Source organism: Nisaea sp., from assembly GCF_039990255.1.
Taxonomy (GTDB): Bacteria; Pseudomonadota; Alphaproteobacteria; order Thalassobaculales; family Thalassobaculaceae; genus Nisaea.
Window position 1 is genome coordinate 99574 of record NZ_JBDXGG010000006.1, and the last position, 22452, is coordinate 122025.

Annotated in this window: 23 protein-coding genes; 6 read left to right on the forward strand and 17 right to left on the reverse strand. The window is 59.0% G+C overall.

All coding sequences use genetic code 11. The annotated features are described in order from the left end of the window. The 12 genes from ABJ076_RS04555 to ccmA form a co-directional block, all read right to left on the reverse strand. Positions 1 to 720: an ABC transporter permease gene (locus ABJ076_RS04555; RefSeq protein WP_348190321.1), complete on the reverse strand. Its 720-nt coding sequence runs from the start codon at positions 718 to 720 to the stop codon at positions 1 to 3. An 84-nt stretch (positions 721 to 804) separates the two neighbouring features. Next, positions 805 to 1656: a lysine/arginine/ornithine ABC transporter substrate-binding protein gene (locus ABJ076_RS04560; protein WP_348190319.1), complete on the reverse strand. Its 852-nt coding sequence runs from the start codon at positions 1654 to 1656 to the stop codon at positions 805 to 807. A gap of 59 nt (positions 1657 to 1715) precedes the next feature. After that, the gene (locus ABJ076_RS04565) at positions 1716 to 2504 is read right to left on the reverse strand and encodes an ABC transporter ATP-binding protein (protein WP_348190317.1); all 789 of its coding nucleotides are present in this window, start codon (positions 2502 to 2504) and stop codon (positions 1716 to 1718) included. Positions 2505 to 2618: 114 nt separating this feature from the next. Continuing rightward, positions 2619 to 4109: a c-type cytochrome biogenesis protein CcmI gene (ccmI, locus tag ABJ076_RS04570; RefSeq protein ID WP_348190315.1), complete on the reverse strand. Its 1491-nt coding sequence runs from the start codon at positions 4107 to 4109 to the stop codon at positions 2619 to 2621. Beyond that, on the reverse strand, positions 4109 to 4591 hold the full coding sequence (locus tag ABJ076_RS04575) for a cytochrome c-type biogenesis protein (protein ID WP_348190312.1): 483 nt from the start codon (positions 4589 to 4591) through the stop codon (positions 4109 to 4111). The genes ccmI and ABJ076_RS04575 overlap by 1 nt, the downstream gene beginning before the upstream one ends. Beyond that, positions 4588 to 5136, reverse strand: a complete 549-nt coding sequence (locus ABJ076_RS04580) for a DsbE family thiol:disulfide interchange protein (RefSeq protein WP_348190309.1) — start codon at positions 5134 to 5136, stop codon at positions 4588 to 4590. Before ABJ076_RS04580 ends, ABJ076_RS04575 begins: the two co-directional genes overlap by 4 nt. 1 nt (position 5137) lies before the next feature. Beyond that, positions 5138 to 7132: a heme lyase CcmF/NrfE family subunit gene (locus ABJ076_RS04585; RefSeq protein WP_348190306.1), complete on the reverse strand. Its 1995-nt coding sequence runs from the start codon at positions 7130 to 7132 to the stop codon at positions 5138 to 5140. Next, complete coding sequence (ccmE, locus tag ABJ076_RS04590) at positions 7129 to 7575, reverse strand: cytochrome c maturation protein CcmE (RefSeq protein WP_348190303.1); 447 nt, start codon at positions 7573 to 7575, stop codon at positions 7129 to 7131. Before ccmE ends, ABJ076_RS04585 begins: the two co-directional genes overlap by 4 nt. Further along, positions 7565 to 7756, reverse strand: a complete 192-nt coding sequence (gene ccmD / locus ABJ076_RS04595; RefSeq protein WP_348190300.1) for a heme exporter protein CcmD — start codon at positions 7754 to 7756, stop codon at positions 7565 to 7567. The genes ccmE and ccmD overlap by 11 nt, the downstream gene beginning before the upstream one ends. Positions 7757 to 7885: 129 nt before the next feature. After that, on the reverse strand, positions 7886 to 8611 hold the full coding sequence (locus ABJ076_RS04600; RefSeq protein WP_348190297.1) for a heme ABC transporter permease: 726 nt from the start codon (positions 8609 to 8611) through the stop codon (positions 7886 to 7888). Positions 8612 to 8720: 109 nt separating this feature from the next. Further along, positions 8721 to 9386, reverse strand: coding sequence for a heme exporter protein CcmB (gene ccmB / locus ABJ076_RS04605; RefSeq protein WP_348190294.1), 666 nt, complete (start codon positions 9384 to 9386; stop codon positions 8721 to 8723). Then, the gene (ccmA, locus tag ABJ076_RS04610) at positions 9383 to 10189 is read right to left on the reverse strand and encodes a heme ABC exporter ATP-binding protein CcmA (protein ID WP_348190293.1); all 807 of its coding nucleotides are present in this window, start codon (positions 10187 to 10189) and stop codon (positions 9383 to 9385) included. Before ccmA ends, ccmB begins: the two co-directional genes overlap by 4 nt. Before the next feature lie 296 nt (positions 10190 to 10485). On the opposite strand from ccmA, the gene ABJ076_RS04615 reads away from it, so the two are divergent. Together ABJ076_RS04615 and ABJ076_RS04620 are read left to right on the forward strand one after the other, a co-directional pair. Then, entirely contained in the window at positions 10486 to 11679 is a 1194-nt protein-coding gene (locus tag ABJ076_RS04615; RefSeq protein WP_348190292.1) for a CaiB/BaiF CoA-transferase family protein, read from the forward strand. Positions 11680 to 11733: 54 nt separating this feature from the next. Then, positions 11734 to 12534: an enoyl-CoA hydratase gene (locus tag ABJ076_RS04620; protein ID WP_348190290.1), complete on the forward strand. Its 801-nt coding sequence runs from the start codon at positions 11734 to 11736 to the stop codon at positions 12532 to 12534. 4 nt (positions 12535 to 12538) lie between these two features. Here the strand turns inward: ABJ076_RS04620 and ABJ076_RS04625 are convergent, their stop codons facing one another. The 5 genes from ABJ076_RS04625 to ABJ076_RS04645 all read right to left on the reverse strand — a co-directional run bounded on the left by ABJ076_RS04625 (position 12539) and on the right by ABJ076_RS04645 (position 15901). Then, positions 12539 to 12871, reverse strand: coding sequence for a DHCW motif cupin fold protein (locus ABJ076_RS04625; protein ID WP_348190288.1), 333 nt, complete (start codon positions 12869 to 12871; stop codon positions 12539 to 12541). Between the two features lie 82 nt (positions 12872 to 12953). Further along, complete coding sequence (locus tag ABJ076_RS04630; RefSeq protein WP_348190286.1) at positions 12954 to 13988, reverse strand: LLM class flavin-dependent oxidoreductase; 1035 nt, start codon at positions 13986 to 13988, stop codon at positions 12954 to 12956. Between the two features lie 29 nt (positions 13989 to 14017). Continuing rightward, complete coding sequence (locus tag ABJ076_RS04635) at positions 14018 to 14530, reverse strand: flavin reductase family protein (protein ID WP_348190284.1); 513 nt, start codon at positions 14528 to 14530, stop codon at positions 14018 to 14020. Positions 14531 to 14532: 2 nt separating this feature from the next. Further along, positions 14533 to 15330 (reverse strand): alpha/beta hydrolase, encoded by a 798-nt coding sequence (locus ABJ076_RS04640; RefSeq protein WP_348190282.1) that lies wholly within the window; start codon positions 15328 to 15330, stop codon positions 14533 to 14535. Further along, positions 15302 to 15901, reverse strand: coding sequence for an amino acid synthesis family protein (locus tag ABJ076_RS04645; protein ID WP_348190280.1), 600 nt, complete (start codon positions 15899 to 15901; stop codon positions 15302 to 15304). Before ABJ076_RS04645 ends, ABJ076_RS04640 begins: the two co-directional genes overlap by 29 nt. Before the next feature lie 109 nt (positions 15902 to 16010). On the opposite strand from ABJ076_RS04645, the gene ABJ076_RS04650 reads away from it, so the two are divergent. The 4 genes from ABJ076_RS04650 to ABJ076_RS04665 all read left to right on the forward strand — a co-directional run bounded on the left by ABJ076_RS04650 (position 16011) and on the right by ABJ076_RS04665 (position 21650). Beyond that, a complete protein-coding gene (locus ABJ076_RS04650) occupies positions 16011 to 16871 on the forward strand; it encodes a LysR family transcriptional regulator (RefSeq protein ID WP_348190278.1) in 861 nt (286 codons plus the stop codon). A 396-nt stretch (positions 16872 to 17267) separates the two neighbouring features. Then, complete coding sequence (locus ABJ076_RS04655) at positions 17268 to 18938, forward strand: cyclic peptide export ABC transporter (protein WP_348190276.1); 1671 nt, start codon at positions 17268 to 17270, stop codon at positions 18936 to 18938. Between the two features lie 185 nt (positions 18939 to 19123). Further along, a complete protein-coding gene (locus tag ABJ076_RS04660; RefSeq protein WP_348190274.1) occupies positions 19124 to 20287 on the forward strand; it encodes a prohibitin family protein in 1164 nt (387 codons plus the stop codon). Positions 20288 to 21032: 745 nt separating this feature from the next. Then, on the forward strand, positions 21033 to 21650 hold the full coding sequence (locus ABJ076_RS04665; RefSeq protein WP_348202566.1) for a DUF697 domain-containing protein: 618 nt from the start codon (positions 21033 to 21035) through the stop codon (positions 21648 to 21650). Positions 21651 to 22452: the final 802 nt, after the last annotated feature.

Here is a 22452-nt window from a genome sequence, read left to right on the forward strand (position 1 = left end):
TCAGGCCCTCCTGACGCCGCGGTTGGCCCAAAGCTCCGCAAGGCCGAACCCTTTGTTCGAAAAGGCCGTCAGAACCAGATAAAGCACGCCCGCCGCAAGATAGAAGGTGAACGGTTTCTGGGTCGATCCGCTGGCAACGGAAGCCTGCCGCATGATCTCGACCAGACCGACGATGGAAATCAGGGAGGTATCCTTGAGGGTGAGTTGCCAGACATTGCCAAGCCCCGGCAGCGCGAACCGCGCAACCTGTGGCACCATGATCCGGCGGAACAGAAGAAACCGGCTCATGCCACACGCTTTTGCCGCTTCGATCTGTCCCTTCGGCACGGCGAGAACAGCGCCCCGGATCACCTCGGTCGCATAAGCTCCGGAAATGGTGCCGAGTGCGATGGTGCCGATGGCGAAAGCGTCAATCTCGATATATTCCTCGTAGCCGAACACGCGGGCGACGGCCATGGCCGCCATGCTGCCGCCGAAGAACAGCAGATAGATGACCAGCAAGTCCGGAACGCCACGGATCAAGGTGGTGTAAGCCTCACCGATCAAACGGACAGCCAGATAACGCGAGAGCTTGATGGCAGCCCCCATGGTGCCAATGACAATACCGAGCAGGAATGCCGCCATGGCAACCGCCAGCGTCATGAACATGCCGCGGACCATTTCGTCGCCCCAGCCGTCATCGCCCCACTGCAGCAGTAGCATCCATTCCGGCAAATTCACCTGCGCTGTCTCCGGCTTGTTTCAGCAGAAACGCGGCCGCACTGAGGCGGCCGCGTGTAATGTTCTGGGATCAGCAGATGCCGATCATTCCTTAGGCGTGCCGTCGAAGCCGAACCACTGCTTGGAAAGCTTGGCAATCGTGCCATCCGTGCGCGCTTCGTCGATCGCCTTGGTGAACATGTCGGCCAGTTCCTGATCATCCTGACGGATACCCGCGCCGACGCCGTTACCGAACGGGCCACCGTCCATCTTCGGGCCAACCATCGCCATGGTCTTGCCCTTCTCGCCTTCGAGCAGCGGCACCCAGTAGGAAAGCGACGCCAGTGCCGCATCAATCCGGCCGGCGGTGAGATCGAGATCGAGGTTTTCCTGCGTGTCATAGGTTTTCACGGTGACCGCGTCGCCCATGTACTCATTCAGGAAGTTTTCGTGCGTGGTAGAGATCTGAACGCCGATGGTTTTGCCCTTGAGGGCCGCTTTCATCGAGTCCAGACCAGCTTTTTCCTTGGCATCGACATCAGCAAGGGTCAGTGCGTCCATACCGGCGCTCAGGCTGGCCAGCGGGCTTGATTTAACAACCACGAAGGATGCCGGGGAGCCCATGTAGGAGCGCGAGAAAGTGATAACCTTCTTGCGTTTATCGGTGATGGACATACCGGCCATGATGGCGTCGAACTTGCCCGCCTGCAGCGCCGGAATGATACCTTCCCATGCGGTCTGCACCAGATCGCACTGAACGCTCATGCGCTCGCACAAATCTGCATAAAGATCGACTTCAAAGCCGGCCAGCTTGCCGGAGCTGTCGGTGAAATTCCACGGCGCATAGGCGCCTTCCGTGGCGATGCGGACTTTGCTGCCCGCCTTGAAATCCTTGGCATGCGCGGCACCGCTAAAAGCGATGGACGCGAGGGCCAGAGCAGTCAGAAAACGTTTCATTATTGTGGCTCCCAGTTTGAATCCGGTTTAGTTCCCTGCGGTTGCTGTTGCTGCCTCTGTCAGTTTCGTTTCACGAACTGACGGCAGCGCTCCGATCGCGGGTTGTCGAACACCTGTTCAGGCGGTCCAATTTCTTCCACACGCCCCTCGTGAAGGAAGACCACCTCGTTCGAGACCTCGCGAGCGAAATCGATTTCGTGGGTAACAATGATCATGGTCCGGCCTTCCTCGGCCAGCTGGCGCATCACCAGCAGCACCTCGCCGACCAACTCCGGGTCAAGCGCGGATGTCGGCTCGTCGAACAACATGACCTGCGGCTCCATCGCCAACGCCCTGGCAATCGCGCAACGCTGCTGCTGCCCGCCAGATAGGTGGCTCGGATACTGATCCCGTTTGTCCGCAATCCCGACCTTCTGGAGCAGTCCCTCGGCACGGGCGATAGCTTCCTCGCGCGGAATTTTCAGAACGTGGACCGGTGCCTCGATAATGTTTTCGAGCACTGTCATGTGGGTCCAGAGATTGAAGCTCTGGAATACCATGGAAAGCCGGGAGCGGATGCGATCAACTTGCCGGTTGTCGGCCGGGATCTGAGTACCGTGCGGACCGGGCTTCATGGCGATGGTTTCGCCATTGACGGACACGATGCCCCTATCCGGAATTTCAAGCAGATTGATGCATCGCAAAAAAGTGCTTTTGCCGGAACCGGAAGAGCCGATCATGGAGATCACGTCGCCCTGTCGGGCCTCCAGGGAAACCCCCTTCAGAACCTCCAGGCCAGCGAAACTTTTGTGCAGGTCCTGAACGACCAACGCCTCGGACACGGCGTCCGGCCCGTGCGCTACTGCCATATTGACGCAACCCCAATCGTAGTGGACAGGCGCAGCATAATGGCCCATGCGAAACCGGCAAGATTAATGTCACTGAAACGCCATGAAAAATGCACTGAAGCGCGCAGTTTTCACCTATCCGCCGAGCGCCTCGATCCTCGCTTCGAGCATTCCGCGAGCGGGTGCATCGGGTCCAATCAAAATCAACAACTCACTCCAGAGCGCCTTCGCAGTCGCAGCATCGCCTTTTCTGTACGCAACAAGCCCACCGTAGAAGAGGCCATCCGGGTTGCCCGGCGCCAACCTACGGATATGTGCAACCAGCGAGATGAATTCATCCGTCATTCCCGCTTCCGGCGTGCCCGGCGGGAACAAGGCGCGCGCATATGATAGCTGAATGTCCAAATTTTCAGGCGCCAGCCGGGCCGCGTTCGCCTGAGCATTTTTCGCCTCCTCGGTATTACCGAGCACACCATAGGCACGGGCAAGACGAAGCCATCCATCTAGATCGTCCTGGTCTTCTTCGAGGCGGTCAGCCAGACGGTCGACCATCGACTGAATCATCGCCGCCCGGTCTTCGCCGCTCATCTCCTGCGCAGCAGCCACGTCATCGGCACTCGGCCCCGGAGCGTTCGGCATCGGCGTGGCCATTTGCTGTGACCGTTCCGGCCTACTCTTCCGTTCCTCCTCTCTGAGAGACGACACGTCGATACCAGATTCTGTCCCGACCTCGTTGATCCGCTGCGTCACCAATACTTCCCAAGGGGCGCCTGGCGGCGTGTCCGCTTCCAGTGCGATCCACCATTTCAGGGCCCCCTCCGCGTCCGCCGCCTGGCTGCGAGCAAGTCCGAGGTAGTAGCGGGAGCGCGGCTCCAGAGGTTCGCGCGCATTGACGGCGCGGAAATCCTCGACGGCAGCGGGCGGCACCATACCGTCGGCCGCAAGCACCAGTGCTTCTCCACGCGCAGCGAAGAGCTGTGGATTATCCGGCACCAACGCGAGCGCCTTACCATAGGCCTCCACAGCATCGCCATAGCGTGCCGTCACCATGTAGGAACGCCCCAGCAGGGCCCAGCCGTCACCATCATCCGGGTTGTTCGCCAGCTTGGCTTCCAGCCCCGAGACCATATCCGAGACACCCTGCTGCGCCTGCTGTGGCGCGCCCGCGCGCACCTGACCGGATGCCCGATTTCCTGAAGTATCGGCAAGAGCGCGCGTTCCCGCCCCGTCAGTGCGTCCGGCCAACGGCAAATCCCGCATACTGGGATTGCCAACGGAAACGTAGGTCAGAAGCGCGCCCGCCGGAACGGCGAAAATCACCAGTACGGACGCCGCCAGCCGACGCTTGCGGACCGATTGTGGCGAGGCCGTTTCGGCTTTCTCCCGCTCTGCCGCTGCGGCCAGCATGCGGCGCTCGACCTCGAGCTTAGCCGCCTCAAAGTCCTCGGCTCCGAGGCGGCCCGCATCGAGATCGCGCTCCAGCTCCTGCAACTGATCGCGATAAACCGCAAGTGCCTCCTCGCCTGCTTCGTGGTCATTGCCATCAGCCCCGGCAGAGAGAACCGGCCACAACAGCAGCAAGACAACGCCAAATGTCAGAATTCCGGCAAAGACCCAGAAGATCATCAGGCTTTCCGATCCTGTTCAGACAAGAGTGCGTCGATCCGCTTACGCTCATCGTCGCTCAAAGGCACCGGCGCCTCGTTGACAGCACTGCCGTCCCGCCGCCGCAACAGGAACACGGCAACACCGATGGCGCCCAGAGCACCGATGGCGAACGGCCCATACCAGAGGAACAGTGTTTCAGCCTTAACCGGGGGCTTCAGCAAGACGAAATCGCCATAACGGTCGACCAGGAAAGTCTTGATCTCGGAATCGCTATCACCAGCCACCAGACGCTCCCGCAAGATCACCCGGAGATCCTTGGCCAGCCCCGCATTGCTGTCGTCGATGGACTGGTTCTGGCAGACGAGGCAACGGATTTCCTTGCTGAGTTCACGTGCACGCGCTTCCAGCGCCGGATCCGTCAGCGCCTCGCCCGGCTCCACAGCAAAAGCAGGGACAGTAAGAACGGCAACGAGCAGCGCCAAGACTAAGGACCGGATCATCCTTTGGCTGCCCTCAGTTGTTCGACCATCGGCAAGATCGTTTCCTTCAGTGCATGAGATGTCAGCGGCCCCACATGCCGGTACCGGATATGCCCATTCACATCGACAACATACGTTTCAGGAACGCCATAAACGCCCCAGTCGATGGCAGCACGGCCGTCCCCGTCGACGCCGATCCGTCCGAACGGATCGCCCAGCTCACGCAACCAGGCGAGAGCGGCATTTTGCTCGTCTTTATAATTGATACCGACAAGCTGCAGATCCGTCTCTGCCGCAAGCCGCATCAGGACAGGATGCTCGACCCGGCAGGGCCCGCACCAGGAGGCGAAGAAATTGACCAGCTTTACATCGCCTTTAAGCGCTTCGGGGCCGACCCCCGGCTTGTTCTCAAGCAGCGGTCCAAGGTTATGCGGCGGCGCCGGCTTGTCGATCATTACCGACGGCAGCAGATGCGGGTCTTTCTTGGTCAGGATCGGGACAGTGAAATAGCCGGCGATCACCACAAAGATCAGCAGCGGCAGGAGGAAGAGCAGCCGGTTCAGCATCTCAGTCTCCCGCCTCCGTCACTGCCGATCGGGCCTGAGGTCGCTTCGAACGTTTCGGCGCACCGATACGCAAGCGGCGATCAGACAGCGAGAACAACCCGCCGAGGACCATCAGCATGGCCCCGGCCCAGATCCACGGTACCAGCGGCTTGACCCAGACCCGGACGATATAGCCGCCCTGGTCGCTGCCCTCACCGATGGCGACATAGAGATCACCTGAAATACCGGAGCGGATGGCCGCCTCGGTCGTTGGCATCTGCTGGACCGGGTAGAGCCTCCGCTCGGGATGCAGGGTGGCGAAAGGCGTCCCCTCCTTGCTGACCCGCAGCGTCGCCATATCACGGAAGTAATTCGGCCCCTGGCTACGCTCGACCTTTTCAAGCACCAGTTCATACTGTCCGAGGGTCAAGGTATCTCCGGCCCGCGCCGTCGCGACCAGCTCACGGGTCCAGTTCATCTCGCCGGTGGCGCCGCAGATGAATATCGCCATACCTATATGAGCGAAGCTCATGCCATAGGCTGCGCCAGGAAGATTGAAGAGGCGCCTGAGGCTGTCGCCGAGAGGTATCCGGAACAGACGAATCCGTTCTGCCAGCTCGGTCAACACACCACCGGCCACCCAGGCCGCAAAGCCGAAACCGAGCACTGGCGCCAGCGGCGCGCCTTCTTCCAGCACCAGAATTCCGCCAGCGACCACGACAGTGAACAGCGCGCTGACCCAGAGCTTTTCAACGGCGGCCCGGAGATTGCCGCGCTTCCAGGGCAACAATGGACCGATTGCCAGCAGAAGCAGCAGCGGGATCATCACCGGAACGAAAGTCGCGTTGAAGAAAGGTGCGCCCACCGACACCTTGTCTCCGGTCATCGCATCCAGGAACAGCGGATAGAGCGTGCCGATGAAGACGGTCACCGTCGCGACGCTCAGGATGAGGTTGTTCAGCACCAACCCGCCTTCCCGGCTGACCGGCACGAACAGGCCACCGGCCTTCAGTGCGGGGGCGCGAATGGCAAAGAGCGCGAGCGAGCCGCCGACAGCCACGATCAGGATACCAAGGATAAAGAGCCCCCGTTCCGGGTCGACGGCGAAAGCATGCACCGACGTCAGGATACCGGAGCGCACAAGGAAGGTGCCCATCAGGCTAAGGGAGAAAGTGATGATCGCGAGCAGGATGGTCCAGGCCTTCAGCGCATCCCGTTTTTCAACCACGATGGCGGAATGCAGCAACGCCGTTCCGGCAAGCCACGGCATGAAGCTGGCATTCTCGACCGGGTCCCAGAACCACCAGCCGCCCCAGCCGAGCTCGTAATAGGCCCACCAGCTACCGAGCGTGATCCCGGCGGTCAGAAAGGTCCATGCGGCGAGGGTCCAGGGCCGCACCCAGCGGGCCCAGGCGGGATCGACCCGGCCTTCGATCAGCGCCGCCATGGCAAAGGAAAAAGCCAGCGAAAAACCGACATAGCCGATGTAGAGCATCGGCGGATGGAAGGCGAGGCCCGGATCCTGCAGCAGCGGATTGAGATCACGCCCATCGAGCGGAGCCGGGTCGAGCCGCTCGAACGGATTCGAGGTAAGCAGGATAAAAGCGAGGAAAGCGAGCCCGATCAGCCCCTGTATCGAGATCACGCGGGCCTTCAGACTGTCCGGCAATTGCCGGCCGAATGCGGCGACCGCGAAGCCAAACAGGGCCAGGATCAACACCCAGAACACCATCGAGCCTTCGTGGTTCCCCCAGACGCCAGAAATTTTATAGAGCAGCGGTTTCAGGCTGTGGGAATTCTCCGCCACGTTAGCGACCGAGAAGTCCGAGGTGATATAGGCGTGCATCAGTGCGCCAAAGGCTATCGCAATGCACAGGAACTGGGCGGAGGCGGCGGGTGCGGCGAAGGCCATCAAAGCAGTATCGCGCCTGGCCGCGCCGTACATCGGCACGATGACCTGGGCGACAGCAACGAAGAAGGCGAGCACAAGGGCGTAATGCCCGATCTCGGCGATCATTGCACCTCCTCCCCTTCTTTCCAGCGGCCTGATTTTTTCAACGCGTCGGCGACCTCACGAGGCATGTAATTCTCATCATGCTTGGCCAGCACTTCACTCGCCGTGAAGACGCTGCCGTTATACTTGCCTTCCGCAACCACGCCCTGACCTTCACGGAACAGGTCCGGCAGCGAGCCGCGATAGACAACTTTCACCGCATTCTGAAAATCAGTGACCACGAACTCAGAGCGCAGCCCCTTTTCGTATTTCTGCCAACTACCATCCTCGACCATACCGCCGATCCGGATACGCCGATCCGGGCCGACATCTTTCTCTGCAAGATCCGTCGGGCTGAAAAAGAAGACGAGGTTATCCTCGAACGCGGTCAGCACGAGCGCCGCCGCCGTGCCGAGCATAGCAAGGCCGATGAGCACAATGGACAAGCGACGGCGTTTAGGCGTCATGACGCACATCCTCCAGACCCGGCTGCTGACGGCGTTGCCGCCGGGAGCCCACCCGCTCTTCGAGCGATTTCAGTTCAAGATCCCGAGCACGCACCCCGACGACGGAAGAGATCAGCAACACAGCGAGCACCGCCACGGCCACCCCATAGGACGACCAGACGTAAGCCGCATACCCGCCCATTTCGAGAAACTCCTGAATGGCCTTGCTCCAGCAAACCGTTCATCAACATTTGGAATTTAGATTAATTCCAAAACCGGTCAAAGCGACGTGAAGTCGCGGGCGATCACAACGCGATCAGTCAAACCACTGTCAGGACACGTCCGACAGGTGCAGCAGCCGGATGCGCCGGGCCATTAGCTCCCCGCGCATGCGCACAATCAAGAGATACAAAAAGTACAGCTTGAAAGCACCGGCCATCAGCAACAGCGGCAACAACATCGACGGATCTATGGATGGCCCATCCATCCGTGCCACGCTGGCTGGTTGGTGCAGGGTGTTCCACCAATCGACGGAGAACTTGATGATCGGAATGTTCACAACGCCGACAAGCAGCAGAATGGCGCCCGCCTTAGATCCTCGCTCCGGATCGTCGAAGGCATTCACCAAGGCAATATAGCCGAGATAAAGGAAGAACAGGATCAGCACCGACGTCAGCCGGGCATCCCAGACCCACCAGGTGCCCCACATCGGCTGCCCCCAGAGCGAGCCGGTGATCAGCGCCATCAAGGTAAAAGCTGCACCGACCGGCGCGGCGGCCTGGGCCGCCACATCGGCCAGCGGATGCTTCCAGATCAGAAAACTCCCCGCCGCAGCGGCCATAACCACATAGACAAACATCGCCATCCAGGCCGATGGCACATGCACATACATGATACGTACCGTTTCGCCCTGCTGATAATCCGCCGGCGAGGCGAAAAGCGCGAAATAGAGCCCCGCGGCTCCGGTCAAAATGCCGAGCCCCATGATCCAGGGCTGCAGCCGGGTCGCGAAGCGCATGAAGCGCGCCGGATTGGCGAGCCAATGGAACCAGTTCATCCGAGCATATCCTCCATATACCGTATCGGCATGGAGCGGTCCGGCTGCGGGGTCACCCCCCGTCTCTTTCCGTCCGCAGATCTGTTTGAACACCAACCAGCGATAAACATCAACCGGCCGCCTGTCTGAGCGCTGCGGCCGTCGCCCAGGGCGCGAGCGGCAGACAGGCCAGCAACATCGCTCCCATGATCAGGAGCTGCGCCTTGGCCGACTGGCCTGTAACCGCCGCCTCCACAGCCGATACGCCAAAAATAAGAAGCGGTATGGTCAATGGCAACACCAGCAGAGCAACGAGCGTTCCGGCCCGCCGTGCGCCAAGAACCAGCGCCGCGCCAACTCCGCCGAGCAAACTCAACACAGGCGTCCCCAAAGCCATGCTGGCCAGCAGAACAGGAAAGGCTTCGGCCTGCATATTCATGAAGATGCCGAGCAGCGGCGCGATCAGCAACATCGGCAGACCGGTCGTCAGCCAATGCGCCAGGCACTTCGCCAGCACCAGAAACTCGAGCGGCACCGGCGTCAGCAGCATCAGCTCAAGCGAGCCATCGTCGTAATCCGCCTGGAACATCCGGTCGAGCGAGAGCATGGCCGCAAGCAGCGCCGCCACCCAGACGATGCCGGACGATATCCGCTCCAGCACACCCGGTTCCGGGCCAACGCCGAGGGGAAACAGTGTGACCACGATTACGAAGAACATCAACGCCATGGCGGCATCGCTGCCCTGACGGAGAGCAAGGGAGAGATCCCGGCGCACGAGGACGAGAAACGATTTCATGACGCGTTCTGAAGCTCCGCGCCTAGGGCCCCGTAGGCCTCTTCGATATCGGCTGCGGAGGGGGCAAAATCCGACAGCTCAAGCTCGGCAACACGATCGCCCGTCTCGAACCGGATATGGGTGGCCGCCACGATCATGCCGCCGCGACTCCTGTGCCCGGCAATCGCCTCTTCCAATGCCGCCACCCCATCGGTATCCAGCCCCACCGTCGGCTCATCGAGGATCCAGAGAGGGGCTTCACTGACCAGCAACCGGGCCAAAGCCAGCCGGCGCTTCTGGCCCGAGGAAAGATAGCGCGCCGGGAAATCCGCGCGGTGCCCGATGCCGAAACGCTCCAGCGCCGCCGTCACCGAGATTCCGTTGGCGCCGCGCATACCGGACCAGAAAGCTAGGAGCTCTTCCGCCGTCATTGCAGGCTTGGCAGCATCGGCATGCCCGACATAATGCAGGTTTGCGGCATGAGCTTGCGGGTCGTCCGTAACAGGCACACCATCCCAACGCAGGTCACCCCGCGCCGGACCGACCAACGTTGCCATCGTCCGCAACAGACTCGATTTACCGCTGCCGTTCGGGCCTTTCAGGATCAGCACACCACCTGAGGTGAGGGTGAAATCCAGCCGGTCAAACACCAGACGGCCGCCTCTCTGGCAGCCAAGCCCCCTGCCCTCGAACCGGTGATCACCAAAAACTTCCATGAAAGCAATGCCCTCGCACCCAAGATAAACACCATAGGGGAGGTCGCCGCCCGCCTCAACGCGGTAAGGTGCCGCAAGGCCTTCTCGGAGCAATTTCAGTATTCGCATAAAGAAAGCGGCGCCGTTCTGGGGGGAGGGGAACGTGGCGCCGCTTTTTCAGTTCCCGGCCCTCCGAAGAGAGCCGAAGAAGGGGACCAATCCTTGGCGTTCTATCCGCCAAGTCGATCTACCGGGGACTGCCGGTATATGAAAAACATGGGTACGCCGTATGGTGATTTCGAGGCCAAGCGGTGTATTTTTTATTCCGCTCGATCCTGCCCGCATTATCCGGCGCGTAGCGACATGACCAAATTGTCACGCGCCAGACGACCGCAACGACAAAATCAGCTCTCAGGGAGTAAACAATGCCCGCCATCCATGCCTCCGAAGCACTCTCCCGTTTCACCGTACTCGACCTGACACGCGTCCGCTCCGGGCCGACCTGCGTACGCCAGCTCGCCGACTGGGGTGCCAATGTCATCAAGGTCGAATTGCCCGAGGCACTGGAAGCCGGTAATCAGCTCGGCGGCGCCCGCAGCGGCTCCGATTTCCAGAACCTTCATCGCAATAAACGGGCGATGACCCTGAACCTGAAAGATCGCGATGGGGTTGCCCTGTTCAAGAAGCTGGTGCAGACGGCGGACGTTATCGTCGAGAATTTCCGGCCGGACGTGAAACAGCGTCTTGGCATCGATTACGAAACGCTGGCGAAGGACAATCCCGGTCTGGTCTATGCCTCGATCTCCGGTTTCGGGCAGGACGGCCCCTACGCCAAGCGCCCCGGTTTCGATCAAATCGCCCAGGGCATGGGCGGGCTGATGTCAATCACAGGCGCCCCCGGCGAAGGCCCGATGCGGGTTGGGATTCCGGTCGCGGATCTGACCGCCGGTATTTTCGCCTCCCAGGGCATCATGGTCGCCCTGCTGGAGCGGGAAGCCTCCGGCAAGGGCCAGTGGGTTCATACCTCGCTGCTTCAGGCGCAGATCTTCATGCTCGATTTCCAGGCCTCGCGCTGGACCATGAGCGGCGAAGTCGCCAAGCAGGCCGGAAACAACCACCCGACCAGCATCCCGACCGGCGTGTTCAAGACCAGCGACGGCTACATGAACATCGCGGTTTCCGGCGAGAAGATCTGGACCCGGTTCTGCGCCGTAATCGGCCGCGAGGACCTGCCGGACAACCCGGACTACAAGACAGCGCCATCTCGCTCGGAGAACCGGGACACGCTGAACGCCATCATCCAGGATGTGATCCTGACCGAGACGACAAAGCACTGGGTCGATCTGTTCAACAAGGAAGGCGTTCCGGCCGGGCCGATCAACACCATTGACCAGACCTTCGCCGATCCGCAGGTCCAGCATCTCGGTATGCAGAAGACCGTGCATTCCGAAGAACATGGCGATATCGATCTGGTAGCCCAGCCTATCACCCTGTCGCGCACGCCCAGCACCTTCGCCGCCGCACCGCCCGCCTATGGCGAGCATACGGACGAGATCCTGACCGGCCTCGGTATGAGTGCCGAGGAAATCCAGAGCCTGCGCGACCGCCAGGTGATCTGACGCATATCCGCCCCCACCAGCAAGTCGACAGTCGACACGAAACGGACCCGCCCCATGCCAGCCAGCACCGCGCCGCATCCGATCCTGACCAAGTTCAAGGGGGGCGTTGCCCGCCTGATCTTCAACAATCCGGCCCGCCACAATGCCATCTCACTGGAAATGTGGACCCACGGGGCCGAGTTGCTGGAGGCTTTCGGGCGGGACGACAATATCCGCGCCATCCTGCTGACCGGGGCGGGTTCCGAGGCCTTTGTCGCCGGGGCGGATATCTCCAAATTCGGAGACGAGCGGGCCAGCCGGGAAGCGGTGGAGGCCTATGACCGCGCCGTCGCCCGCTTCCAGCAGGTGATGCGGGATCTGGAAAAACCGACCATCGCCCGGATTGACGGCTTCTGCATCGGCGGCGGCCTCGCCATCGCCATCGAATGTGATATCCGGATCTGCTCGGAAAAATCCAGCTTCTCCGTCCCCGCCGCCAAGCTCGGCATCGGCTATGCCATGGACGGTATCCGCCGCCTGCGCACCCTCACCGGCCCCGCCTTCGCCGCCGAAATCTTCTACACAGCCCGCCGGTTCTCGGCGCAGGAAGCGGTGATGATGGGCCTCGTCAACCGGGTGCTGCCCGAGGCCGAGCTCGACAAACATGTCGAGGACATGCTTGCCCGCATCTCAGCAAACGCCCCGCTCGCCATCCAGACAGCGAAACGCGCACTGATCGAGCTGGAAAAACCGGATGACGAGCAGGACTCCGCCTCCTGCGACGCGCTGGTGCTGAAATGCATGGAGAGCGGGGATTATGTTGAGGGCCGAACGGCCTTCATGGAGAAGCGGAAGCCGGTGTTCCGGGGACGGTAAACGGCTAATCCACAATAAACAGCTTCGCGCCGGTCTCCGTCGAGGAACGGTGCGCGGAGTCGCCGAAGTCGGATACCTGATAGGACATGCCCGCTGTCATGGTGGTCTTGCGTCCGTCTTTCAGCTCCGAGACCAATTCGCCTTCCAGCACATAGAGAATATGCCCCCGGTCGCACCAATGGTCAGCGAGATAGCCCGGTGAATATTCGACCTGCCTGATACGGATATCGCCGATTTCCATGGTCCGCCAGATGGCCTCTCCGGTCTCTCCGGGATGTCTGGTTTCGGTGACCTGCGACCAGTCGGTGACCGTGAAGGGCAATGCGGGGATTTTCATGGGCGGCTTTCGGGTGACGGGAGGAAGCGCCGAAATCTTAGGCAGACGCATAGCGTCTGACAATCTCCGGCTTGGCCTCCGCTCAAGCGAATGCCGGCATCACCTCGTCGATGAAGCGCGCAAGCGATGCTTTTTTCCGCTCCGTGCTCATCCCGCTGTCGGCCCAGAATGAGAACTCGTCATAGCCCAGGTCCTCGATCCGCTTGAGCCGGTCAATGATTTCCTGAGCCGTGCCGATTGTCAGGTCCCGCCGCACGGCCTCCGGCGTCACCATTTTGTTGTCCCCGATCTCTTCCTCCGACAATGCCGCTATCTGGCCCTGATGGATCGGCCGCTCGTTCTTGAACCAGGCGCCGAAATAGCAATAAAAGCGATGCAGCTCATCAACCGCAACGGCGAGATCGTCGGCATCCGCCGCGACATAGGTATGATGCAGCAGCATGATCTTGGGACGAGGGCCGTCGTGTTTTTCACAGGCGGCGTTAAAGCTCCCCATCAAACTCTCGATCTCCCCCCAGCCCTGCCAGAGCGGCGTCACCTGGATGTTGAAACCATTCGAGACACCAAATTCGTGGCTGTTCGGATCACGGGCGGCGATCCAGACCGGAGGGCCGTCCGGCTGCGTCGGTTTGGGGACTGTCGAAGTGGTTGGAAACTGAAAAAATTCGCCCTCATGCACGCAATCGCCAGCCCAGAGCTGCGGCAGAAGCGGCGCGATTTCCCGCATCCTCTGCCCGGCCTGCCAGGCGTCCAGCCCCGGTGAGAGCCGTTCGTATTCGAAGGAATAGGCGCCCCGGGCGATGCCGAGTTCGAGCCGTCCACCAGTCAGCAGATCCGTAGCCGCCGCCTCCCCCGCCAATTTGACCGGATGCCAGAAGGGCGCCACGACAGTACCGGTACCGAGCCGCACATTCTTCGTCCGGTGCGCCAGGTCGACCAGCTGCAGGAACGGGTTCGGCGTGATGGTGAATTCCATGCCGTGATGCTCGCCGGTCCAGATCGCGCGCATGCCGCCCTGGTCCGCCATCTCGCACAGACTGACGAACTCCTCATGCAGCTCTTCGTGAGACTGGCCGGAAGTGACGCGCTCCATATGCGCGAAAAGAGAAAAGTCCATCGCAGCCGGCCTCCTTAGCCCTAGTGACGTTAACCGTAGTGACGTTCGCGCTCGGCCGCGTTTACGGAGCCGAGGCTGAAATAGTTTTGCTCGGCGAACCCGAGTCCAAGACGTTCAGACCGCTCGAAGGCCTCGACCGCGCCCATCAGAACGACGTGGTCGCCAGCCGGGATAATCTGGTGCGTGGTGCACAGGAAATGCGCCGCCACGCCGTGGAAGACCGGCGGCTGGTCCGGATCGTCCGTCCAAGCGGCTTGCGCGAACCGATCACCTCCAAATCGGGCAAACGTATCGGACAGCGCTTCCTGCCCGTCCGCCAGCACGTTGACGGCGAAGCGTGAGCACGTCGCGAAAACCGGAAAACTGGAAAGATAACGGCCGGGGCACACCAACAGCAGCGGCGGGTCAAGCGAGACCGACGTAAAGGAGTTCGCTGTGAAACCAACTGGTGTTCCATCATCCGCACGCGCAGTGACGATGGTGACGCCGGTCGGGAAAACGCTGAAGGCTTGCCGCAGGGCTTTGGGATCAAACTGCGTCATTTTTAACCGCCATGGCAGATCTCCGCGAATTCGAGCAGGGCCGAGTTGACGCTTCCGGGATGCGTCATTGGCATCATGTGGGCCGCGCCGGGAATGACGGTGCTCTGGCCCTGCGGCACCAGGGCGGCCATCGCCTCGGACATGGCCGGCGTCGAGTTCGGCTCTTCCGAACCGGTCAGGAACAAAGCGGGACAGGAGAGCCCCCGAAGCGCCTCGTCCGGCGGACCGTCCGATGCTGCGAAAACCGTGTAGGCCGCTTTATAGGCAGCAGGATCGGCGCCGAGCAGCCAGTCCCGGCAGGCTTGCCTCGCATCCGGGTTCCGGTCGACGGAAAACCAGCGCTCCAGAGTCGGCTCCGGATCGGAAATCTTATCCAAAGGCAGAGTGTTCGCCCGCACCCTCACGGCATCGGAGGCCTGCTTGCTCCGGCGGAAAATCGCATTCAGAGCCGCCACGCCGGCGCAGAGATCAGGATAACGGATGGCGATTTCCAGCGCGATCAACGCGCCAAGGGAATGACCTGCGACAACGGCCGGGCCGCCTTTACCGGCGATAACGTCTGCGATCCGGTCCACATAATCGGCAAGAGAGGGCGACACATCGAAAGGTGCACTGTCGCCATGCCCCGGCAGATCGACCGCGCTCACCTCATAGTGCTCCGCCAGAGCCGGAATCTGCCGCGCCCAGCTTTCGGACCGGAGACCAACACCATGAATCAGAACAACGGCTGGGCCCGATCCGGAGCGGGAGAGCGCGAGTCCCGACGGACCATCAGATCGCGGCGGGATTGTCCAGGTCATGGCCAAGCTCCTCCAGATCCTGATACCGGTCGCCGATCCGGTGATGCGGGCGGCCGCCGAGGGAGCCGCCAAGAGCCACGACGATCTCGTCCGGCCCCGGCGCATCGGGAATGGCGAACTGAACGGTCAGATAATGCGACCGGCGGCCTGCATCGTTCTTGTCCATCAACGGGATCGAGATCTGCGCATTCGCCGGGCCACGCGTATTTGTGAATGCAAGATAGGATGAGGCGCCGACGGCCGTTCGGTAATGGTTCCCGAACCGCAGGGTGTGGATCAGACCGGACGCATGTTCAATCTCACCGTTGAGCCCGACAATCGCGGCTTTGCCATAGGCCTCAATCGCATCGCCACCCCCGGCAAGATCGAGGATACGCTGCGTCAACAACGCGCCAAGCTCCGGCCCATAGCTGCGGATTTCCGTCGTCAGATCCTCGACGAACCGCCCCGCCCACGGGTTTTTCACCACAGCGGCGACGGCGAACATCCGAAGCCGCGGCTCCGCTTTCCTGAAGCCCTCGATCAGGGTTTCCTCATCGAATTGAACGAATTTCCGGATCTCAAGTGACATGCCGTTGCCCTTCACTCTGTGCTGCAGCAACTCTCTCGTATGGACAGAACGACAACAAACAACCAATTATAGGCCAAGTACATTAGTCAAACTTATAGCTTGGTTTTCCATGGCACGTTTTGCCCCGCCACTGAACTGGTTCCGGGTCTTCCAGTCCGCCGCCCGCCACCTCAGCTTCACGGCGGCAGCCCGTGAACTCGGCCTGACGCAATCTGCCGTCAGCCAGCAGGTTCGCGCGCTGGAAGGGCGGCTCGGCGTGGCGCTGTTTCATCGTCAGGCACGCGGCATCGCACTCACCGACAACGGGCGCCGGCTATTGCCGGAGATCACTTCCGGCCTCTCAATGCTGGATAATGCGGTCAGCCAGTTCGACTTCGGACCGAGGGAAGAGCTGGTGACGGTGGCGACATCCATCAGCTTCGCCCATTGGCGGCTGGCGCCGGTGCTCTCCCGCTTCCTCTCGGTGCATCCCACAATCAAGGTGCGCTTGCTCAGCACTGTCTGGTCAGATGAGTTCAACAGCACATTCGGGGATATCGAAATCCGCTTCGGTTCGGCCGAGCTTGTCGGCAAGGACTCCGAACGGCTGCAACATGACAGCCTGATCGCCGTGGCTGCACCGTCCCTGCTTTCAAGCGGACGGGCATTCGAAGAGCATCCACTGATCGAAGCCGTCGGCACCTCCGGCGGATGGGCTGAGTGGTGCGCACAATCGGGTTATGCGCCAGCACCGCAGCCAAGCCTGTTCGTCGACCATCATGGCATTGCAGTGCAGATGGCAACGAACGGTGTCGGCATCGCACTGACCAGCTCACTGCTCGCCCGCCCTAGTCTGGAGAAAGGCACTCTTGTGCAGGTCAACTCCTACGAGATGGCGAGCCAGGACGGCTATTTCATCGCACTCAGGAAGCAGACTAACCCGGCGACGGCGACTCTCTTCCAGTGGATTAAGGAAGCAGCGGCGGCGTGAGACGGCACAAGGCAAGCCTATCTTGAGGTGCGGATCGAGTGCCTGCATGCAGGCGCTCTGATAGCCGAAACCAGATACTAAGAGACTTAGCCAGTTCTCGGCACCAATTCCCAGAGACGCCTCAGATCTATCGCGCTCGAATGTTCAGTTTTGGTAACAGCAAAGCGCTTTAGCCACGCTTTGCGCAGCGTGAGAATACGCACCTTACCGTGCTATCAATTAACAAAAAACCCTCAGTGATTGAAATCATAAAAACAAACGAGTATCTAATTACTCAACAACCAAAAACCCGGCTCTTCATCGCATTACGCAGACGCCGACAGCGATGCGGCGGGGGCAAGCCTCGGCAACCTATGCCGGCGGGGACATCAAGCGGGACCTCTGGGGGAGTGACTTTTGGACCTGATCAAACTGATACGGCAAGAGTCCAGCTCCTCCTGGTTCGGTTTCGCATTTTTTGCCGCCGTTTCCGGACTTGCAAATGCCCTTGTGCTTGCCGTGATCAACCTGGCGGCGAGCGATGTTGCAGAGCTCGATGACGAACGGCGGACTCATCAACTAACGATCTTTCTCATTGTCGTCGGAATCTATGTTGTTGCCCAACGAACTGTGATGATTTCCTCAACCCGCGAGGTTGAGGAAATCATTCACAAGATCCGGATACGCCTCATAGAGAAGATCCGAACGGCTGATCTCATCCCTCTGGAGCGGATTGGGCGCTCTTTCATCTATGCCAGCATCAACAAGGACACCCTGACCCTTTCGCAGGCAGCGCAGTCGCTCGTCGTCGGCGCACAGTCCGCTATTTTGGTGATCTTTACGCTGCTCTACATCGCCTGGCTCTCGCGCATCGCTTTTGCCGTCTGCGTTGCCTTCATCGTGGCAGCGACCTGGTTCTATGGGAAAAACCTCAAAGGCCTGAACGCCGAACTGCAGGAAGCTGCAATTACCGAAAACCGATTGTTCGACCTCCTGACGGACCTGCTGGAAGGGTTCAAGGAAGTTCGGTTAAACAAGGCCCGCAGCGACGCTCTCTACGCCGACCTGGAGCAGATCTCCCTAGAGGCCAAGGAAAAGAAAAAAAGCAGTCAGTCGGGGATTGCCAAAAGCTTCATTCTTTCTCAGACAATGTTCTATTTTCTTGTCGCCGCGATGGTTTTCCTCGTCCCGCAGTTTGGAAAATTCTTCCATAGCGTTGGCACCGATTACCATGAAGTCGTCATCAAAACCGCGACAGCGACCTTGTTCCTGATCGGTCCGATCGGCTTTCTCGTCAACTTCATGGCGATCTTCGCAAACGCAAATTCAGCGGCCGAGAACATCAAACGTCTCGATCAAACTCTCTCCGAAGCAGTGAGCGAGAACGAGGAGCAGCGGCCCAACCTTCTCGGCGAAAGCTTCGAGGAGCTCGAACTGAAGCAGGTCAGTTTCCACTACAAAGGCCTAAAGGACGACAATCCGTTTGTTATGGGGCCTGTTGATCTGACGATCCGGAAAGGCGAGCTGATATTCATCACCGGCGGAAATGGCTCCGGGAAGTCGACCCTGATCAAGATCCTCGCCGGTCTCTACTATCCTGTTTCAGGCTCTATTCTCGTCAACCGCCAGGAAATTGGGCCGGAGACCTATGACGAGTACAGAAACCTGATCTCCATAATCTTCGGCGACTTCCATCTCTTCAAACGCCTTTACGGCGTCAATCTCGGAGATGGCGAAAAAGCCAGGCGCCTGATGGAACACATGGAGATCCAGGACAAGACCCAATTGATCTCCGACGAGTTTTCCACAGTCGAACTCTCGACCGGCCAGCGCAAAAGGCTCGCTCTTGTCGTCAGCCTGCTTGAGGAGCGCTCCATCTACATTCTGGACGAATGGGCCGCCGATCAGGATCCGCAGTTCAGGCGGAAATTCTACCGAGAGCTCCTGCCGGAGATGAAACGGGACGGCAAGACAGTTATCGCCGTAACCCATGACGACCAGTATTTCGACATCGCAGACCGTTGCATGCATATGGTCGAGGGCCGTCTCGCGACATCACGGTCATCCGAAAATGATACTGCGCATTGAGTAGTCCGAAAGGATCACGGGACAGATGAAGCGTAACAATTCAGAAAAATACCATCAGTTGTATTTATTCGAACTAATAATCATATACCGAGAACAAGATACATCTCAGCTAATGAGAAAAACATTCGCTAGTTGGACATAAACCCTGCTTCAGCGCTGAGAGCGCTCGCGAGGAAATCCAGAGCATGAAAGCTTTGAAAAAATATGTAATGCGCAGCCTTCCCAGCGTGACCATAGCCTTCATGATCGCCGCGTTCGTCTTCGTCTATTTCATGCCAAACATGGTGACCACAATTCCAGCCGGTTATATCGGCGTCCTTTGGAAACGGTTCGACGACGGAACAGTGATCAATCACTTCTTCCGCGAAGGCAACAGGATGATCCTGCCCTGGAACAAGATCATTTCCTACGATGCACGCATGCAGAGGGTCAGCGAAGATTACGACATCATCTCGGCCAACGGACTGGCAATCGGCGCAAATATCACCTTCCGGTATCGCGTTTCCCGCAAGCGGATCGGATTGCTGCACAAATATCTAGGGCCCAATTACCTGAATACTGTGCTGATCCCGAAGATCGGGGCCATCGCCCGGGCAGAGGCGGCAAAATACTCGCCCGTCCAGCTTTACTCCACGAACAGAGGCGATGTGGAAGAAGCGATCCTTGCAGTCGCAACCGAACAACTGATTCAGGTGACCAAGGATGTGATCACGACCGAAGAGAAAGAACGTGCGGCCAGAAGGTTGCCGCGTTTACCGGATGAGCCCGATCCTATTGTTACGCTGCACGATATATCCTTTCGTAGCGTCACCCTCCCGCAATTGGTTGAGAGAGCCATCGAGCGTAAGGAAGAACAGTTCCACATCAATCTGGAATACAATTTCCGCCTGGACCGTGAGCGCAAAGAGAGTGAGCGTAAAGCCATCGAGGCCAGAGGCATCCAATCCTTTCAGAGGATTGTGAGCGATGGAATTACAGACGCTTACCTGCGATGGAAAGGCATCGACGCCACCCTGCAACTGGCACAATCGAACAACAGCAAGATTGTCCTTATCGGTTCGGGGAAAGATGGACTTCCGATCATTCTCGGCCCCATTGACACTACCTCCAACAATGCTGACCCGTCCGTGCCAAGCACACAACGTGGAGGTGGACTTGAAGCGCAATTCAATCGCCAAACAGACACCTCTGACACGCGACCAAATCAGAACGCCATACTGAATTCGAACCCCGTTCCCGACGAGACCGGGCATTCAAATTCTTCCCCCTCACGGATCACGACAACGCCTCCAACCAAGAGCACTGGCGCGACTACACCTCCTTCAGATCAAAAAACATCACTCTATTAATAATTGTATAGAAACGCCTGAAAGAAGAGCACATCAAGCTCCAGCTATCTCATTTTATGTATTTTTTATCCGGTATAGGCTTTCCGCCCCACAAGCGCCTCCTCAAAAATTGGCGACAACACCCGCATTACGATAAATATGTTTTTACTCAAAGAAAAACATGATATTCTCTTTTATAATGAAAATTATAAATGTGATGCACCTATAAATACACGCCACAAATCACGCAAAGAGCTTGCCCCCGCCAGAAGATATCGAGGTTCCAGAAGTGCCCGAAAATCCGAACAACATTCAGGACCTCAAGCGAGAAATTTCCCGACTAAAGAGGCAAGCCAAAGCGGCAGAACGCGAGAAGCTTGACGCAAAGAAGGCGATCGACGCGGCCAACGCACACCGCCGGAAGGCAGAGAATGAAACCGCTAATCTGAGAGAACTTCAGTCCGATCGCGAACGTGAGGCAAAAGCAATTCAAAGGAGAAACGACAATTCAACCAGAGCGCAAGAGAAGCTGAAAAAAGAAGCGGCGGATCGAAACCGGGAACTCAAGCGCCTCGAAAGCTCCATGCGGGCATTACAGGAACAAACGGACAGGCTGAAGAAGGAACTGGAAATAAAGACAGAGAAACCCGGCCAACCCGACGGACAGGCCGGAACCAACGTGACCAGAGTCACGGAAGTCAGTTCGGATAACCGCGAACAGCGCATTCCGAAAAACGATCGAGGCAATAGAAAGGAAACTCTAGCAATGACCGCACAAACCGACGCAGCCAGTGCTGCCAAAAACCCGCAAACCGGACAACCAGACCAGACCGGGTCCACCTCAAACGCCCATAGCGCCCAGCCTGACGAACAGCATGTCGTCAAATATGAACAGGCGAAAACCCAGATGCGTCAGCAGGAGCGGATCGCAGCAAACCAGATCGTCTCCACATACAGCGCCATTGGAGCCGGTGTCGGCATCATCCCCATTCCAGCAGTCGATATTGCCGGCCTTGCGGGTGTTCAACTCATGATGCTGAGCAAGTTGGCCGCCGTCTACAAGGTGCCTTTCTCCGGCAATCTTGCACGCGCTCTGATTTCTGCGGTTCTGGGCGCCATCATCCCGACGACGCTGAAGGCTGGCACGATCGGGCTGATCCGCTCAATACCACTCTTCGGACAGCTGCTCGGCTTTGCCGCAATGCCGGCATATTCGTGGATGGTCACCTATGCCATCGGCACTGTATTTGCCGATATGTTCGAGCAAAATCAGGACATTGGCTCTCTGAGCGTCGAAGAAACCACGGCAAAGGTCAAAAAAGTCATGGACGACATTAAGACCAAGGAAAAGGCCACCGCTGCTACCGTGCAGCAGGCCGCGTAACCGTCCATGAGCCTGACGCGCCCGCGGCGAACCTTCCCACCCCGCGGGCGCGCAGGACTCAAAGACTAAACTATCGAGACAGATATATAGACGAACACACATACCCCATTAGAAAATAGCTACAAAGAGAGGGCTAAACGTGGAGTATTTCTGGCCACCAAGACTTACATTCGCGACACTTGTTATAATTTATATAATCAGCTGTACACTGGTCGGCCTATATGGACGAAACCGGGTTCTCGGCTTCTGGGGCTTTTTCATTTTATCCTATGTCGTTTCGCCCTTTGTCACGTTTCTTTTCCTGGTTGTGACCAACACGCGAAGCACCTCGAGCTGATCCTCCGGCGGATAAAAGAGCCTTCAACTGCCCTCGGCACCCGGCCTAAAGCCGGATAGGAAACCACCTCAATTTCTCTCTCCACACCGGGTAAAAGCACACCAATCCAGCCTTGGGCGATCGACACACCCAAACGCATGAAACTCATCGGCTGCAAGAAAGAACGGCGCGACCACCATCCCCAACCACGACTTCCGGTTGGTCATAAACCAGGGCGCCATCACTACAATACCATCCAATATACAAGAGCCTTTGCACCTTGCTGAGAGGGCCGCAGATCAATTCGCGCCGTAGTTCTGTGTGCTCGCCACTATCGGACCATTGTGTTCCGATATAGGGAAGCGAGACAGTGCAAGAGTCGCGACCGTTACAGATGCGCGCCACCCACCCCCGGCCGGAGCACCACTGATCCGCAGAACCGTACTTGGCGCTCGACACCCGGATCCAGGAACCAAAGCTACCCGC